16 protein-coding genes and 1 pseudogene are annotated in these 15,186 nt (G+C 71.6%); 8 read left to right on the top strand and 9 right to left on the bottom strand.

Annotated elements, in window-relative coordinates; translation table 11 throughout:
• Window positions 1-492, bottom strand: a complete 492-nt coding sequence (locus Pmi06nite_RS24415) for a hypothetical protein (RefSeq protein WP_203955435.1) — start codon at window positions 490-492, stop codon at window positions 1-3.
• A 394-nt stretch (window positions 493-886) separates the two neighbouring features.
• Between Pmi06nite_RS24415 and Pmi06nite_RS24410 the strand changes: the two genes are divergently transcribed.
• Window positions 887-3,373, top strand: coding sequence for a hypothetical protein (locus Pmi06nite_RS24410; RefSeq protein ID WP_203955434.1), 2,487 nt, complete (start codon window positions 887-889; stop codon window positions 3,371-3,373).
• On the opposite strand, the pseudogene Pmi06nite_RS24405 reads toward Pmi06nite_RS24410, so the two are convergent.
• Window positions 3,325-3,525, bottom strand: a pseudogene (locus Pmi06nite_RS24405) (helix-turn-helix domain-containing protein); the annotation flags it as partial. The gene Pmi06nite_RS24410 and the pseudogene Pmi06nite_RS24405 sit on opposite strands and share 49 nt — an antisense overlap.
• Window positions 3,526-3,616: 91 nt before the next feature.
• Here Pmi06nite_RS24405 and Pmi06nite_RS24400 point away from each other — a divergent pair.
• Window positions 3,617-4,705 (top strand): winged helix DNA-binding domain-containing protein, encoded by a 1,089-nt coding sequence (locus tag Pmi06nite_RS24400; protein ID WP_203955433.1) that lies wholly within the window; start codon window positions 3,617-3,619, stop codon window positions 4,703-4,705.
• Window positions 4,706-4,790: 85 nt separating this feature from the next.
• Here the strand turns inward: Pmi06nite_RS24400 and Pmi06nite_RS24395 are convergent, their stop codons facing one another.
• The 3 genes from Pmi06nite_RS24395 to Pmi06nite_RS24385 are packed head-to-tail and all read right to left on the bottom strand — an operon-like array spanning window position 4,791 to window position 7,678.
• On the bottom strand, window positions 4,791-5,690 hold the full coding sequence (locus Pmi06nite_RS24395; protein WP_203955432.1) for a GNAT family N-acetyltransferase: 900 nt from the start codon (window positions 5,688-5,690) through the stop codon (window positions 4,791-4,793).
• A 42-nt stretch (window positions 5,691-5,732) separates the two neighbouring features.
• Window positions 5,733-6,419: a response regulator gene (locus Pmi06nite_RS24390; RefSeq protein WP_239114172.1), complete on the bottom strand. Its 687-nt coding sequence runs from the start codon at window positions 6,417-6,419 to the stop codon at window positions 5,733-5,735.
• On the bottom strand, window positions 6,416-7,678 hold the full coding sequence (locus Pmi06nite_RS24385) for a sensor histidine kinase (RefSeq protein ID WP_203955430.1): 1,263 nt from the start codon (window positions 7,676-7,678) through the stop codon (window positions 6,416-6,418). Before Pmi06nite_RS24385 ends, Pmi06nite_RS24390 begins: the two co-directional genes overlap by 4 nt.
• A gap of 178 nt (window positions 7,679-7,856) precedes the next feature.
• Between Pmi06nite_RS24385 and Pmi06nite_RS24380 the strand changes: the two genes are divergently transcribed.
• A complete protein-coding gene (locus Pmi06nite_RS24380) occupies window positions 7,857-8,087 on the top strand; it encodes a hypothetical protein (RefSeq protein WP_203955429.1) in 231 nt (76 codons plus the stop codon).
• On the opposite strand, the gene Pmi06nite_RS24375 is transcribed toward Pmi06nite_RS24380, so the two are convergent.
• Window positions 8,082-8,387, bottom strand: a complete 306-nt coding sequence (locus tag Pmi06nite_RS24375; protein WP_203955428.1) for a hypothetical protein — start codon at window positions 8,385-8,387, stop codon at window positions 8,082-8,084. The genes Pmi06nite_RS24380 and Pmi06nite_RS24375 overlap by 6 nt on opposite strands.
• A gap of 135 nt (window positions 8,388-8,522) precedes the next feature.
• Between Pmi06nite_RS24375 and Pmi06nite_RS24370 the strand changes: the two genes are divergently transcribed.
• Entirely contained in the window at window positions 8,523-8,906 is a 384-nt protein-coding gene (locus tag Pmi06nite_RS24370) for an FAD-dependent oxidoreductase (protein ID WP_203955427.1), read from the top strand.
• On the opposite strand, the gene Pmi06nite_RS24365 is transcribed toward Pmi06nite_RS24370, so the two are convergent.
• Entirely contained in the window at window positions 8,866-9,759 is an 894-nt protein-coding gene (locus Pmi06nite_RS24365; protein ID WP_203955426.1) for an NAD(P)-dependent oxidoreductase, read from the bottom strand. The genes Pmi06nite_RS24370 and Pmi06nite_RS24365 overlap by 41 nt on opposite strands.
• A 150-nt stretch (window positions 9,760-9,909) precedes the next feature.
• Between Pmi06nite_RS24365 and Pmi06nite_RS24360 the strand changes: the two genes are divergently transcribed.
• Together Pmi06nite_RS24360 and Pmi06nite_RS24355 are read left to right on the top strand one after the other, a co-directional pair.
• The gene (locus Pmi06nite_RS24360; RefSeq protein WP_203955425.1) at window positions 9,910-10,494 is read left to right on the top strand and encodes a CGNR zinc finger domain-containing protein; all 585 of its coding nucleotides are present in this window, start codon (window positions 9,910-9,912) and stop codon (window positions 10,492-10,494) included.
• Window positions 10,495-10,639: 145 nt separating this feature from the next.
• Window positions 10,640-11,608 (top strand): zinc-binding dehydrogenase, encoded by a 969-nt coding sequence (locus tag Pmi06nite_RS24355; protein WP_203955424.1) that lies wholly within the window; start codon window positions 10,640-10,642, stop codon window positions 11,606-11,608.
• Between the two features lie 30 nt (window positions 11,609-11,638).
• Here the strand turns inward: Pmi06nite_RS24355 and Pmi06nite_RS24350 are convergent, their stop codons facing one another.
• A complete protein-coding gene (locus tag Pmi06nite_RS24350; RefSeq protein WP_203955423.1) occupies window positions 11,639-12,349 on the bottom strand; it encodes a YoaK family protein in 711 nt (236 codons plus the stop codon).
• A 36-nt stretch (window positions 12,350-12,385) separates the two neighbouring features.
• Window positions 12,386-13,177: a TetR/AcrR family transcriptional regulator gene (locus tag Pmi06nite_RS24345; RefSeq protein WP_203955422.1), complete on the bottom strand. Its 792-nt coding sequence runs from the start codon at window positions 13,175-13,177 to the stop codon at window positions 12,386-12,388.
• A 78-nt stretch (window positions 13,178-13,255) separates the two neighbouring features.
• Here Pmi06nite_RS24345 and Pmi06nite_RS24340 point away from each other — a divergent pair, with 78 nt between their 5' ends.
• Together Pmi06nite_RS24340 and Pmi06nite_RS24335 are read left to right on the top strand one after the other, a co-directional pair.
• The gene (locus tag Pmi06nite_RS24340; protein WP_203955421.1) at window positions 13,256-14,218 is read left to right on the top strand and encodes an ATP-binding cassette domain-containing protein; all 963 of its coding nucleotides are present in this window, start codon (window positions 13,256-13,258) and stop codon (window positions 14,216-14,218) included.
• A complete protein-coding gene (locus Pmi06nite_RS24335; RefSeq protein ID WP_203955420.1) occupies window positions 14,215-15,039 on the top strand; it encodes an ABC transporter permease in 825 nt (274 codons plus the stop codon). Before Pmi06nite_RS24340 ends, Pmi06nite_RS24335 begins: the two co-directional genes overlap by 4 nt.
• Window positions 15,040-15,186 lie beyond the last annotated feature (147 nt).

The raw sequence follows: 15,186 nt of genomic DNA, 5'->3' as shown, positions 1-15,186 counted from the left end.
TCAGCGGGCGGCCACCGCCGGGACCAGAGCTCCAACGGCGTCGGCGTAGTAGGTCGATCCGCCCAGGTGAAGGGCGAGCCGGCGGAAGGTCCAGCCGTCGCCGGGCGAGTGGTCGAGTTGTTCGGGCGTGAGTGCGTCCAGCCGGTCGGTCCAGATCTGGGCGAGGCGGGTGATCCGGCTGCGGGCCTCATCCAGGTCCTGCTCGGTGAAGGGGGCGAGGTCGGCGGGGGTCGTGGTCGCCGACGCGTGCCAGTGATCGGGTATGGCATCGTGCCCGGCCAGCCGGGCCTCCATCTCGGCGAGGTGGTCGACCAGGTGATCGGAGACTCGGCGGATCGCCTTGTGCGGGGTGTAGGTCCGCCCGTCGTCGGTGTGCAGGGGAACGCCGTCCCACGCGGTCCACGTGGCCGCCAGCCGGAGGACGTGGTCGGTCATCGCGGTCACCACCAGCGCGGGCCTGCGCTCAGCGGCGGCCGGGGATTCATCGGTCATCATCGATCTCCATTTCATACAAGGAGCGCTCTTTCGTTTCTCATGGAATCCCTGAAGATTTCCGTGAGAAACGAAAAGGACGCGACTGTCCGAGCGGCACGATCGCCGGGCGTGGGAAGGCGAGCCGTCGGCGACACGTCCCCGTCGGCGAGGTCCTCCCGCGGGTTCCCTTCCAGGGCGTGAAGCAAGCGGTCATGCGGTCCGGGAGGACCCGGTCCCGACACCGTAGGTTCCGGATGTTTCGGCGGCGGACGAAGCACAACGGCATGCCGTTCAGGTGATAGAGGCGGCCTTCGGGAACCGCAGGAGATCATGTCGAGGAATATCGTGCGTTGCACCGTTCCATGTGGTCCAATCACGGCACAGCCGATCGGCGGGCGAACAGGAGGCCGTGATGGCCGTGTCCGAGACGGAATCAGTGTCAGGCCCGGCGGCAGGACTCGTCCCGCCGGAGCCCCACTCCGACGGCGTGACCGAGATCCGCCTCCACGGCGTGGGCGGCACGTCACCGCAGAGTCTGCTGGGCGATTATCCGCTCCAGCAGGTCGGCGGTGACGCGATCGCGGGGTTCTACCGCAGGCCCGACGGGGAGGGCCGCCACATCGAGGCGTACTCCTGGGGCGGGCTGACCTCGCGGAGCGGCACCCGGGTGTTGTGGTTGCTGCTCCTGCCGTTCCTGCTGGCGAACCTCGCCGGATGGATGTTCCCGTCCCGGTTGCTGCAGCGTCCACGCACCTTCGCGCTCTACCGGGCGGCGGTCCGCTGGGCGGCGCTCGCCGTGACGCTGAACGCCGTGTTGTTCCTCACCTGGATCCCCGCCGACTACCTCGGATACCAGTGCGGCGGTCGCGCCGAGTGCGTGGGAACGTGGCCGCTGTACGGGTTCGGGCTCCAGTTCGGGTTCGTCCAGGACCATCCCGGGCGGCGGATCCTGGTCGCCGCGGCCGTCCCCCTGCTGGCGATCTTGATCATGATCCTGCTCTCCCGCAGGACGCTGGGGCGGTATGAGACGGTGCGGCCACCGGCCCGCGGCCCTCTTCCCGCGCCCGATCCCGCACGCAGCGCGGCGGCGCTGACCACCGGACTCGCACACCCGGATTTCTGGAACGGCAGGCGCGCGACCTCCCGGCTGGGCACGGCGCATCTGGCGGCGGCGGTCGCCATGCTGGCCGCACTGATCGCCCACACCGTACGGTCGACCGTGAACGTGGAACAGCGACCCCTCGCGATGAGCGCGCTGGTGCTGAGCGGCGTCGTCCTGGCCGGCGTGGCCGTCGCGCTGGTCGCCGAGACGGCGAAGCGGTGGCCGGAGAAGCTGGCCGGCACCATGCTCGGACTCGCCGCGGCGGCACTGGTCCTGTCAGCGGTGTTCGCCTGGGTCCAGCCCGCGGTGCCCTTCGTGGAGGGCGAGTTGCCTGGCATGGGGCAGGCTGTGAACCTCACCAACAGCGTGGTCGCCGCGACTCTCACACTGGTGCTCCTCGCGGTGCTCGCCGGCACGGACCTGCGGACGGGCGGATGGCTCCTGTTGATCGCCATCGTGGCGGCGACGGTGCTGGCGCTCTGGGTCACGGATGTGGCGGAGTTGACCGGCGTCCGCATGGCGGCCGTGCTGGTGCTCGCCGTCGGGCTTGGCCTCGCGGGACAGGTGGCACGCCGAAGCTACGACAGATTCCGCTGGGCGGCGCCGTTCGTCGTGATGGCGCTCGCGGCGGGGGTGCTCAACGTCTTCATGCTCGGGTTGCTGATCAGAGTCGCCGACACCGTGGGCGCGATCCACTACTCGGAGACGGACTACCTCCTTCCGCCCGAGGAGCCCGTCATCGCCGTGTTCCAGGTCATCCGGCCATTCGCGCCGTACCTGGTCCTTCTTCCCGGGGCGATTCTGGTGCTGTTCCTGCTCTGGCAGGGCGTCCTGATCTGGCGCGCCGCGAGCGGCCCGATCGCGGAGCGGACCCGGCAGACCTATCTCGCGCAGGAGCGGGACGCCGCCCCGCCCCTCGACTGTCCCGCGGACTGGGTGGCCTCCACCGTCTCCGATCCCGCCCTGCAGGATCCGGCCGTCCACGACTGGCTGGGCGTCCGGTCCTGGGTCAGGACGGTGGCCGCCTGGCAGCGCATCGCGCGGTCGCCCCTGGACCTGGATCTGCTCTTCACCGGCATCGTCGTCGGAGGGGTGTTCCTGGTCGCGTCCATGCAACTGGACGACGGCGTCGCCGGCGGGGCGCCCCCATGGATGATCGGCCTCGGCACGACGGTCGCCGCGGCGCTCCCCCTGTTCCTCATCGTGCTGCTGCGATCCGGCTGGAGCGATCTCTCCAAGCGCAAGGTGATCGGCGTCCTGTGGGACGTCGGCACGTTCTGGCCGCGTTCCTACCATCCGTTCGCTCCGCCGTCGTACGCCGAGCGCGCCGTGCCAGAACTTCAGCGCCGGATCTGGTGGTTGCACGACAACGGCGGCCAGGTACTGCTCACCGCGCACAGCCAGGGATCGGTGCTGGCGGCCGCCGCTCTCGCGCAGCCGGATCGCCGCAGCCCGGACGACCAGGTGTCGCTCGTGACATTCGGCTCTCCGGTCCACAAGCTCTACAACTGGGGCTTCCCCGCCTACTTCAACCACGACATGCTCAGCCGCCTGCGGACGGAACGGTGGGAGAACCTGTACTACCTGACCGACTACGTGGGCGGACCCGTCGCGGTCGGTGCCGCCGACGTCGAGCTACCCGATCCGCCCACCAGCAGGTTCCGGTACGGCGAGCCGGCTCCCCGGGTGGGCAGCCACACCGGCTACTGGGACGACCCCGCGCTGTGGAAGGCCGTCGACCAGGCGGCGGCGCTGCTCGCGGCCGGACGGACGCCGTCTGAGGAGTCGCGGGTGTGAACGGGATAGCCGAGGGCGCGTAGCCGCTCCACGTCGTTGCGGACGGTCCGCGTGCTCACCGACAGCCGCTCGGAGAGCTCCGTCCCGGCCCAGTCGCGCGGTGTCTGCAGCAGCGACAGCAGGCGGAGCAACCGCGCCGAGGTTTCCAACATGGATCCAGTCTGCCGACCAATTAGGAATCAAACGCTCCTAACTGCCCTCTACCGTTCAAGGCATGGAGAACAGCGACGAAATCCGTCCCACATGCTGAGCCGCCGCGCCCTCAACCGCGCCACCCTCGAGCGGCAACTCCTGCTGCGCCGCCACCGACTGACGGCCCACGAGGCGATCGAGCACCTGGTGGGCCTCCAGGCCCAGACCCCGCACACCTGGTACGCCGGCCTGTGGACCCGGCTGGCCGGCTTCGACCCCGCGGAGGTGTCCGCCCTGCTCACCGAGCGGCAGGCCGTTCGCATGGCGCTCATGCGCTCGACGATCCATCTGGTCACGGCGCGGGACGCCCTCAGGATTCGCCCGCTGCTGCAGCCGGTGATCGAGCGGAGCACGCGAGCGGTCTTCGGCAGGGGCGTCGCCGGGATCGACCCCGGCGAGCTCGCGCTGGCGGGCAGGCAGGCGGTCGAGGAGAGGCCGCGGACCTTCAGCGAGCTCGGCAGAGTCCTCGGTGAGCGATGGCCGGGCCACGACCAGGCGGCGCTCGCGCAGACTGTGCGCGCCGCGTTGCCGCTGGTCCAGGTGCCCCCTCGTGGGGTCTGGGGCGCGAGCGGCTCAGCCAGGCACGCCTCGGCCGAGGCCTGGCTCGGGGAGCCGCTTCGCGGCGACTACCCGGTGGAGGAGATGCTCCTGCGTTATCTGGGCGCGTTCGGCCCGGCGAGCGTGCGTGACATGCAGACCTGGTCGGGGCTGACGAGGTTGTCCGAGATGGCGGAGCGGCTGCGGCCGCGCCTGGTCACCTTCAAGGACGAGAACGGGGTCGAGTTGTTCGACCTGCCGGACGCTCCCCGGCCCGATCCGGAGACCCCCGCGCCGGTCCGTTTCCTGTACGACTTCGACAATCTCCTGCTCTCCCACGCCGACAGGTCGCGAGTGGTGACCGATTCCTATCGGGAGCAGAACTTCGACGCCCACGGGCCCATGCCCCGGCTCATCCTCCTCGACGGATTCACAGCCGGGACGTGGACGCTCGCCGTCCAGCGCGGGACGGCGACGCTGACGATCCGCCCGTTCGCAAAGCCGTCGGACGAGGACGCCGGCGCGCTGGCCGAGGAGGGCGCGGCGCTCGCCGCCTTCGCGGCCCCTGAGGCCGATGTCCGCGAGGTCCGGTTCGCCTCGTGAACCGGACGCGGCACGGCACGCGGTACGGCTCGGCCTCCAGGGCCCGCCGGCCCGCGTGGCACGGGTCGGCGCGACTCGGCGCGGGTCAGCCGAGAGCGAGCGCCGCCGGGAGGAACAACCGGTCCCGGTCGCCGGGCAGGTCCGCGCCGCGAATCATGACGGCCGTCGTGAACGCCCGGCTGAGGCCGTGTTCCACGGCCCAGTCGATCAGGGCCGGCCATCGGTGCTCCACGTCGACGCGCAGCGTGCCCTCGGCCTCCGTCGCCAGGTCGGACAGCAGCGCCAAGGCCGTCGGCTCGTCACCGGCGATCAGTGGTCCGAGCGCGGTGACGCTCTCGTTGCGCCAGGCACCGCCGTACCCCGTGATGCCCGAGGGCCCTTCCACGACTCGCAGCGACGTGCAGAACGCGGGCAGCCGGGTGACGAGTTCGGTGCGCGGCACGCCGCACACCTCGGCGTCCAGAGCGAGCACCGCGGGGAGGTCGGCGGCGGCCATCGGGCGCGACACGGGCCGGGCCGGGTCCGAGCGCAAGGAGCGGAACGACCCCGTGTACGCGCTGCAATGGCCGATGGTGCGAAAGCCCAGGCGTTCGTAGAGGGGGCGCCCGTAGTTGGTGGCGCTCAGCCAGACGCTTGCCGTGCCGCTCCGGTCGAGTGCGTGCGTCATGAGCCGCCTGCCGAGGCCCCGGCGTTCGTGTTCGCGCGCGACGAGCATCATGCCGATCGCGGCGATCCCCGTGCCGTACCGGCTCGACACCACCGCCCCGGCCAGCCCGCCGCCGGGGGCGTCGATGCCGTAGACCTCGCCCACATCGAACAGCAGGCGCCATCTGTGCTCTTCGCTCAGCCACTCGCGGTCCTGCGCCAGCAGCATGCAGTCGGGGAGGTCGTCGATGCCGAGCCGGCGGATGGGCATGTCCGCCGGAAGCGGCCTGCCGCGGTTCTGGTCGACATCTGCCTTGATTTCCGCATCGATTTCCTGCACGACCAGGGAGAATACCGGCCCGCGGCACGCCACGTCGATCGATTAACCGGCCGCGTCCTGCTCGTCGAGGAGGCCGGCGTCGTGGACCAGCAGGGCGATCTGCACGCGGTTGTTGAGCCCGAGCTTGGTGAGGATGCTCGACACGTGTGTCTTGACCGTGGGCACGCCGAGATAGAGGACGGCGGCGATCTGCGCGTTGGATCTGCCTTCGCCGACCGCGACGGCCACCTCGCGTTCGCGGTCGTTGAGACGCGCGAGGCGCCGCCCGGCGTCGGCGCGCCGCCGGTCCTGGCCGGAGTCGGCGACCCGGGCGATGAGGCGCCGGGTCACCGCCGGGGAGAGCACGGGGTGGCCCTTGGCGACCTGGCGCACCGCGGCCACGATCTCGTCGGGCGGGGTGTCCTTGAGGAGGAATCCGGCCGCCCCGGCGCGCAGGGCGCGAAGGACGTGCTCGTCGGCGTCGAAGGTGGTCAGGACGACGACCTCGGGCGCGTGCGGGCGCGCCCGCAGGGCCTCGGTGGCGGAGAGCCCGTCCATCGCGGGCATCCGGATGTCCATCAGCACCACGTCGGGGCCGTGAAGGTCGACGAGGGGCAACACTTGGGTGCCGTCGCCCGCTTCGGCGACCACGCGGATGTCGGACGCGCCGCCGAGCATCATCGTCAGGCCGGCCCGCACCAGGGGGTCGTCGTCGACGATGAGCACGCCCACGGGGAGAGGGTCTGTCATGTCGGCCAGGGTAACCATGCCGACAGCCGCCAGCCGCCCTCCTCGGTCGGGCCGTGCTCCAGCCGCCCGCCGGCGAGCGCGACGCGTTCGCCCAGCCCGAGAAGTCCCTGGCCGTGCCGCCACTGATGGTGCCGCTCACCCTGCCGCCGCTCTCCGGGCAGGGCCGGAGGTGCGGCCACCGGGGTGGCGCCGGGCGCCGTGACCACATCGGCGCCCGGGATGATGCCGGGTGCGGCGTCGGGTGTCGCGTTGGGTGTCGCGTTGGGTGCGGCGTTGCCCACCTCGACGGTCAGCCCCTGTCCGGGGGCCCCCGCCGCCCGCAGCCGCACATCGGCCCCTGCGGCGTGCTTCCTGGCGTTGGTCAGGCCTTCCTGGATCACGCGGTAGGCCGTGCGGCCCATGCTGTCGGGGACCGGGCCGTCAGTCTCCTGACACAGGTCGATCCGCATCCCCGCCTCGACCGACTCGGCGACGAGTTGGTGGATGTCCGCGAAGGTCGGCTGCGGCAGCTCGCCGACCGGGGCGCGGAGGACGCCGATGACCTCGCGCAGGTCCTGCAGCGCCTGATGGGCGCTCTCCCTGATGACCTTGGCCGCGCGGGCGATGTCCTCGGGCGGGGCGTCGGGGCGGTATTCGAGCGCGCCCGCGTGCACGCTGAGCAGGGACAACCGGTGGCCGAGCACGTCGTGCATCTCCCTGGCGATGGCCTCACGCGTGCGCGACTGGGCCTGCTCCGCACGGAGGTGCGCCTCGGTCTCCGCACGGGCCGCCCGGTCACGCAACGACTCCACCAGCTGCCGCCGGTGATGGATGAACATGCCCCAGCCCACTGCGGCGCCCTGGATCGTGAGGCCGAGTAGCCACAGCAGGAACCCGGGTGTGTCCGGCTCAGGACGCAGCTCGACGTAGACGACGCCGGCGACCAGGCTCAGCCCGAAGACGATCCCCGTCGTCCGCGGCGGCCGGTGGACCGCGACCGTGAACAAAGCCACCAGCATCGCGCCCGCGACCAGCTCGGAGAACGTCGACAGGGCGATCAGCACCATGGACAGCTCGACCGGCCTGCGGCGGCGCAGCCACAACGCGGCGCAACCCGCCGCGGCGACGATCTGGTCGAGGTCGAAGAGCCACGCGGGGTCCGGCATGGCGATCCGAACGCGCTCGGTCCCCGTGAGCAGTCCGAAGCCTGCCGCGAACAGGAACAGGCAGGTGTCCACGATCCAGTCCCGGGTGCTGCGCCGGGCCGCGGAGGTGTCCATCGCCTCGAGGCTACCGATCGGCCGGGGTCCGGTCCCCTGCGGAAAAGGCGGACGGTACCGAAGTCCGGGCAGACGCTACTTTGGTCGGCGGTGGCCCGCCAGACGGATACGCCGGACGGGCCGCGGAAAGCCTCATGGCCGTTCCGCGGCCCGGCGACGGTTCCCTAGCGTTCCGACCATGCGAAAAGTCGTTCAGTTCGCCGGGTTCGTCATGGTCCTCCAGGGTGTCAGCGGCGCGATCGACCACCTACTCGTTCAGCCGTTCTTCGGGATCGTGCTGAACCTCTTCAACCGCGTCGTCGTCCCCCGCGTGAACCTCCTGGCCGAGTACCCGCTCTTCGCCAACCTGACGCTGGCCTTCCTCGGCGTGCTCGTGGTCATCGCCGCGGAGCCGCCCAAGCGGTCATGACAGGGCTTCGGCCCCGGTCCCCGTCAGGTTCTCCAGCATCCGCTGGAGCATCCCGGCGCTGCCCGAGGACGTCTTCTTCGGAGTCAACCGGTTGACGCTGCGCGAGATCCTGCTGTCCGGCCTCGACGACGTCCGCCACTTCGGCAAGACGTTCGTACGGTACGACCATGCCGGGGACGGCCGGGTGCGCGCGCACTTCGCCGACGGGACCTTCGCCGTCGGCGACCTGCTCGTCGGCGCCGACGGAACCAATTCGGCGGTCCGCCGCCAATTGCTGCCCGGCGCCGAGGTCGACGACATCGGGAACTTCGTCTACGGCAGGACGCCCATCACGCCCGGCATGCTCGACTGGGTCCCCGAGGTCCTCGTCGACAGCTCAGCACCGAGCAGTTCAGGCAGGGCGACGGGGAGAGCCTGCACCGTCTGGCGTACGAGATGGTCGCCGGCTTCCACCCGCTGGCCCGGCGGATCCTCGACGAGGCCGACGTCCCGGCCACCTTCCCGGTCGGCCTGCGCAACGCGCGGCCCGTCGCGCCCTGGCCCACGACCGACGTCACGCTCCTCGGCGACGCCGTGCACACCATGTCGCCCGGTCGCGGCGAGGGCGCCAACACCACCCTCCGCCACGCCGAACTCCTGCGGCAGGCGCTGGCCGGCGTCGCGGCGAAGGGCGTGCCCCTGCTCGACGCCGTGGGCCGTTACGAGGCGGAGATGCTCCGGCACGGCTTCCAGGTCGTCTCCGCCTCGCTGGGCAACCCGCTCATGCCGCGTCCCGCCGTCACGAGCCCGCCTCGGCCAGGCCCGCGCGGCGCCGGATGACCTCGGCGACGGCCGCCCAGTCGAGGTCCGCGTCGCCGTGCGCGATCGCGTCGACGAAGGAGTCGCGCAGCACGCTCCCGAACGGCAGCGGCACGTTCGCCTCCGCTCCGGCGGACAGCGCGAGGGAGACGTCCTTGAGCCCGAGCACGACGCGGAAGCCCGCGGGCTCGTAGCGCCGCTCGGCGACCATGGATCCGTAGCCGGTGTAGATCACGCCCGGGAAGATCGTGCTCGTGAGCAGGTCGACGAGATCGGTGGAGTTGATCCCTCTCGCCTCCGCGAGGGCGCAGGCCTCGGCGACGGACTCGATCGCGCAGGCGATGAGGAAGTTGCCCGCGATCTTGACCACGTTGGCCTGGTGAGGCCTGTCGCCCATCCGCCATGTGCGCTGCCCCATGGCCGCGAACAGCGGCTCCACATGGTCGAGCAGACCGCTGTCGCCCGCCGCGACGATGTTGAGCTTCCCGGCGGCCGCCACGTCGGAGCGGCCCATCACCGGCGCGGCGAGGTAGCCGAGACCGTGCTCGGCGTGGAGGGCGGCGGCGCGGTCGGCCAGGTCGACCGAGATCGTCGCCATGTTGACGTGGACGGTCGCCGCCGCTCCTTCGAGCAGACGCGGATCCAGCAGGACCGACTCGAAGGCCGCGTCGTCGGACAGGATGGAGATGACGACGTCGTTGGCGAAGACGGCCTCCAGACCGGCCGCCTCGGAGGCGCCCTGGGCGACGAGTTCGGCCACCGGCCCAGGAGACCGGTTCCAGACCTGTACGGCGTGGCCCGCGCGAACCAGGTTGGCAGCCATCCCCCTTCCCATGGCACCGAGCCCCACGAAGCCGACGTTCATCGCTGTCATCTCTGGATCCCCTCGATCTTCCGCGCGTGAGACGGGGAGGCCGTACACGCCTCTCATCGTCAGGGTCTGGCGCTCGTCCTACCCAGCACCCGCCGGACGTGCACGTTAGCACCTGGCCACCATCGATGGTGAACCGGTTATAGTGGTTCCATGGCGAGTGTGGACGGCGTCGGGGACAGCGGCTTCAGGTTCGGCAACGGGCGGCTGTGCTTCACGTTCACCGCGACTCTCGGTGACCGGGGCGCGCCCGTCCCCCTTGAACGGCTCGCGGTCCCCGGCGATCTCGCGCGATGGTGTGTGGAAGCCGGACTGCTCGACGAGACTCCCCCGGCCGGCCCCGCCGCGCTCGCCGGAGCACGCCGCCTGCGCGAGGCGATCGACCGTGCCGCCGAGCAGGTTCGCACCGGAGCCTCACCCCGCCCGCAGGACGTGGAGATCCTCAACGACTGGGCCGCGCGACCGGCCCTCGCACCCCAGTTGGACGGGACCGGCGGGCTCGGCTGGCGCCAGGAGGGTGCCCAGGTGGGGCACGTTCTCGCTCTCGTCGCACGCGACGCGGTTGACGTCCTCACCGGCCCGATGAGATCGCGCCTGCGCCGCTGCGCCGGCGCGGACTGCGAGGGCCTGTTCGTCGACGTCTCCCGGCCGGGGAACCGCCGCTGGTGCTCGATGAACACCTGCGGCAACCGGGCCAAGAAGGCGGCCTACCGGCAGCGCCACGCGCAGTCTGCATGATTCACGCCGCCACGGCCGGGCCTCTGCCCGCGACGCCGAGCCGGGACCCGGAAGAACCGGCTCCCCGGCGGTCCGACTTGACTTCAACTTAAGTTCAAGTCTGAAACTGTCCGCACAAGGTCGATCACGACGGGGATGAGGACATATGCGGGCAATCCAGGTGCGGGAGTTCGGCGGTCCGGAAGTGCTGACGCTGGAGGAGGTTCCCGATCCGGTCGCCGGTCCGGGACAGGTCGTGGTGGGGCTGACCGTCGCCGACGTCATCTACCTCGACACGCTGCTGCGCAGCGGCTGGGGACAGGAGTTCTTCCCCCGTCAGCTGCCGTACGTGCCCGGCGGTGGCGGAACCGGGAAGGTCCTGTCCCTCGGAGAGGGCGTGGACCCCGGGTGGATCGGGCGCCGCGTCGCCACCCGGGCGTCCACCGGCTACGCCGAGCGGATCGCCGCCGACGTGGACGGACTGGTGGAGGTGCCCGCAGGCCTGGGCTCCAACGAGGCGGCGGCGATGCTGCACGACGGCGTCACCGCGTTGAGTTTCGCCCGCGCGGCCGGGATCGAGAAGGGCGAGTGGGTGCTCGTGACCGCCGCGGCCGGAGGGGCGGGATCGTTGCTGGTGCAGCTGGCGCGCGACGCCGGCGCCCGGGTCGTCGCCGCGGCCAGGGGTGAGCGCAAGCTGGCGCTGGCCCGGGAGTTCGGCGCCGAGGTCACGGTCGACTACTCCGAGGACGGGTGGGCGCACCGGGTGCGCGAAGCGGCCGGCGGCAGGGGCGTCGACCTGGCCTTCGACGGCGCGGGCGCGGAGCTCGGCGAGGTGGCGTTCACGGCGGTGGCCGAAGGCGGCCGGTTCGTCACCTACGGCACCTCCAACGGAGGTTTCGTCCAGATCGACCCGAAGGCGGCCGAGCAGCGGCGGGTGCGGGTGAACAACCCTCTGATGGCGGGCCCGCCCGCTCAGGACACCGTCCGGGAGTTGCTCACGGAGGCGCTCGCGCTGGCCGCGGAAGGGCGGATCCGTCCCTTCATCGGCGCGACCCACCCGCTTGACCGGGCCGCGGACGCACACCTCTCGCTCGCCGAACGCAACACGGTCGGCAAGTCGCTGCTGCTCATCTGAGCGCTCGCCGTACGGCCGGAGTCCACTCGATCACGCCGCCGTACGGCCCGGCCGTACGGCGAGCGGCCACAGACCGGCGAGCACGAACGCCAGGAGCGCGACGGGGACCACGGGCCCATAAGGCCCCCCGTGATCGACCATCCACCCGCCGGCCGCGGCCCCGACCGCCACCGATGTGAGCAGCACGACGTTGTGCCACTGCACCCTTCCCTCGGTGACCAGGCCCGCCACCACGCCTGTGAGCGTCCCGGTGAAGAAGGTGGTCGACAGGCCGGGGATCCCGAAGGTCCTGACCACCGCGCTCTGCGCGCCCATGGCCAGTGAGGCCACGCCGGCCAGCGTGAGACGCATGCCACCCGTGGGGTGACCCCCCTCCGCCGCCCACACCCCCAGCAGCCCGGCCAGCATCAGGAACTCGGCCCCCAGCACGACCGCCACCCGGACGCCCCAGCCGGGATGGCCCGGCCCGGTCCGGCCGATCACGTGGCTACCCGCGAGCACACCGGCGACGAACCCGGCGATCGCTCCCGTCGCGTGCGCGGCGAGCGTCGCGTCGGGACGGCCCACGGCGAGGCCGAGCAGGACGAGGTTCCCGGTCATGACACTGGTGAAGACGCCGCCCAGCCCGAAGAAGCTGATCGCGTTGGTGGCCCCCGTCGCAAACGTCAGCGCGGTCGCCAGGATCTGCGGCCCGAGCCGGGTCCACCATCCCGCATTCGCGGCGGTCGCCGAAGCCCGCATCCCGCCTCCCCCGGACACCGCCCCGGACGGACGGACCTACCGTTCAGCATCCCCGGACTCGGCCGGGCGCACCGCGCGGGACCCGATGAACGTCTCGATGCCGTCGAGCACCCGCTGCAGGCCGAACTCGAACGCGTGCCGGGGGTCGTAGGCCGCGTTGTGCGCCTCACCCGCCGCCGCGCCGACGCGGGTCGCGATCGGGTAGCGGGCCGGATCGAAGACCTTCGCGAAGAACGGGGAATGGGCGTACCACCACTCCTCATCGGTCATCCCGGTGCTCCCCTCCGCCTGGGCCGCCTCCACGGCGCCCCGCGCGGCACCGGCGACGTAGCCGTCGACCAGTGTGATCACCGAGTCCATCTCGACGTCGTCAAGCCCGATGCCGTCGACCGCGCGCAGTTCGTAGTCGTACTTGGCGACGATGTTCGGCCCCAGAGGCGGACGGCTGGCCGAGACCTGCAACATCCACGGGTGCCGCTGGAAGAGGGCGAGATTCTCCCTGGCGATCAGCTCCAGCCTGCCGCGCCATCCCCCGGGGGCGTCCTCGGGCATGGCCACCTCGCCGCACACCGTGTCGAGCATGACGTCGAGCAGCTCGGCCTTGCCCGGCACGTAGGTGTAGAGCGACATCGTGCCGACGCCGAGCCGCTCGGCCACCTTGCGCATCGACAGCGCGGCGATCCCCTCGGCGTCGGCCACCTCGATGGCCGCCCGCACGATCAGGTCCACGCTCAGGTCAGGCTTGCCCTTCCTGCTCGCCCGCTCGCCCGTGCGCCACAAGATGGCCAGGCTGCGTGCCGGATCTCCCCTGCCCGTGTACTCCGTCATCGCCGCGCAGTCTATCCTCGCCGCTGTACCGTATGCTGTACGGTACAGCGTACGGAATCGAGTGGACGGAGGCTGTGAATGACGTTCGCAGTGGTCGCGGAAGGGCTGCGCAAGCGCTACGGCGGCACCTGGGCGGTCGACGGCTTCGACCTGGCCGTGCCCGAGGGCACGGTGTGCGGGCTGCTCGGCCCCAACGGCGCGGGCAAGACGACGGTCGTACGCATGCTGACCACGCTGCTCCGGCCCGACGGCGGCCGCGCCGCCGTGGCGGGTCACGACGTCGTACGGCAGGCCGCACAGGTCCGCTCGCGCATGGGACTGGTCGGGCAGAACGCCGCCGTCGACGAGGTCTTGAGCGCGCGGCAGAACCTGGTCATGTTCGGACGGCTTTCACATCTGGGTCTCGCCAGGGCCCGCTCCCGCGCCGATGAGCTGCTCGAGCGGTTCGACCTCGCGGAGACGGGCGGCAAGCCGGTCAAGCAGTTCTCCGGTGGCATGCGCCGCCGCCTCGACCTGGCGGTCAGCATGATCCTCTCCCCGCCGGTGCTGTTCCTCGACGAGCCCACGGCCGGCCTGGACCCGCGGGGACGCAACGAGGTGTGGGAGGCCGTGCGGGCGCTCGTCGCCACGGGCTGCACGGCGCTGCTCACCACGCAGTATCTGGAGGAGGCCGACCAGCTCGCCGACCGGATCTCCATCATGGACACGGGGAAGGTCATCGCCGAGGGGACGCCGGGAGAGCTCAAGTCGGCGCTGGGCGGCGACCGTGTCGAGGTGGTCCTCCACGACGCCGCCGACCTGCCCGCCGCGGCCGGCCTCGTCGAGCGGGCGACCGGCGCGGAGCCCTCGCTCGATCCGGACACCCGTCGCGTCGGTGCGCCCGTACGCGAGAAGGCGGCGGCCCTCGCCGAGCTCGCACGCCTGCTGGAGGCCGCCGGTCTGGCCGTGGAGGACATCGGCGTCCGCAGGCCCACCCTGGACGAGGTGTTCCTCCACCTGACCGGAGACGCCCGCGACCCGCGGAAGGAGGTGGCCGCATGACGACGGTCACCGCGGAGGTTCCGTACGGCCCGATCACGCGGCTGCGGTGGGCGGTCGCCGACGGCTGGACCATGACGCTGCGCATCCTCGCGCACTGGGCCCGCCAGCCCGGTCAGGTGGCCGTCGGCCTGCTGTTCCCCGTCATGATCGTGCTGATGTTCGGCTACCTGTTCGGCGGCGGCATGGCCGTACCCGGGGGCGGTGACTACCGGGAGTTCCTCATGCCCGGCATGTTCGCCATCAGCATGCTCTTCGGCATCGAGGCGACCTTCACCGCGGTCGCCGCCGACGCGGCCAAGGGCGTGACCGACAGGTTCCGGTCGATGCCGGTGGCCCGGTCCGCGGTCGTGGTCGGCCGGTGCGTGGCCGACATGCTCAACGCGGCGCTCGGCCTCGCCGTGCTGATCCTGTGCGGGCTCGCCGTCGGCTGGCGGTGGCACGACGGCTGGGGCAGGGCGGCCGCGGCGATCGGCCTCCTGTTGCTGCTGCGCCTGGCGTTCCTGTGGGTCGGCATCCACCTCGGGCTGGTCGTCGGCTCCCCCGACGCCGTCGTGGCCGTCCAGATCCTGGTGTGGCCGGTCGGCTTCCTGTCCAACGCGTTCGTGTGGACGGACACCATGCCCGGCTGGCTCGCGGCCGTCGCGGAGTGGAATCCGCTGGCCGCCACGGTCACCGCCGCCCGCGAACTGTTCGGCAACCCCACCGGCGGCGGGTCGTGGATCGCCGAGCACGCGACGCTGATGGCCGTGGTCTGGCCGCTGGCGCTGATCGCGATCTTCTTCCCGCTCGCCGTACGGCGCTACGCCCGGCTCGACCGCTGACAGAGCCGTCCCGTGCCGATGCCCGGCGGGCGTCGGCGCGCAGCGGTCGGGCGGGCGGCACGGCCCGCGCCGGGCATCGGTATATACAGATGATCTTTCTATTAACCGTCCCGGAAAGGCGGCCCGCCAAGTCCGACATATCACTTC

The organism is Planotetraspora mira (genome assembly GCF_016863275.1).
Taxonomy (GTDB): domain Bacteria; phylum Actinomycetota; class Actinomycetes; order Streptosporangiales; family Streptosporangiaceae; genus Planotetraspora; species Planotetraspora mira.
This window is presented reverse-complemented; position numbering and strand designations above follow the sequence as displayed.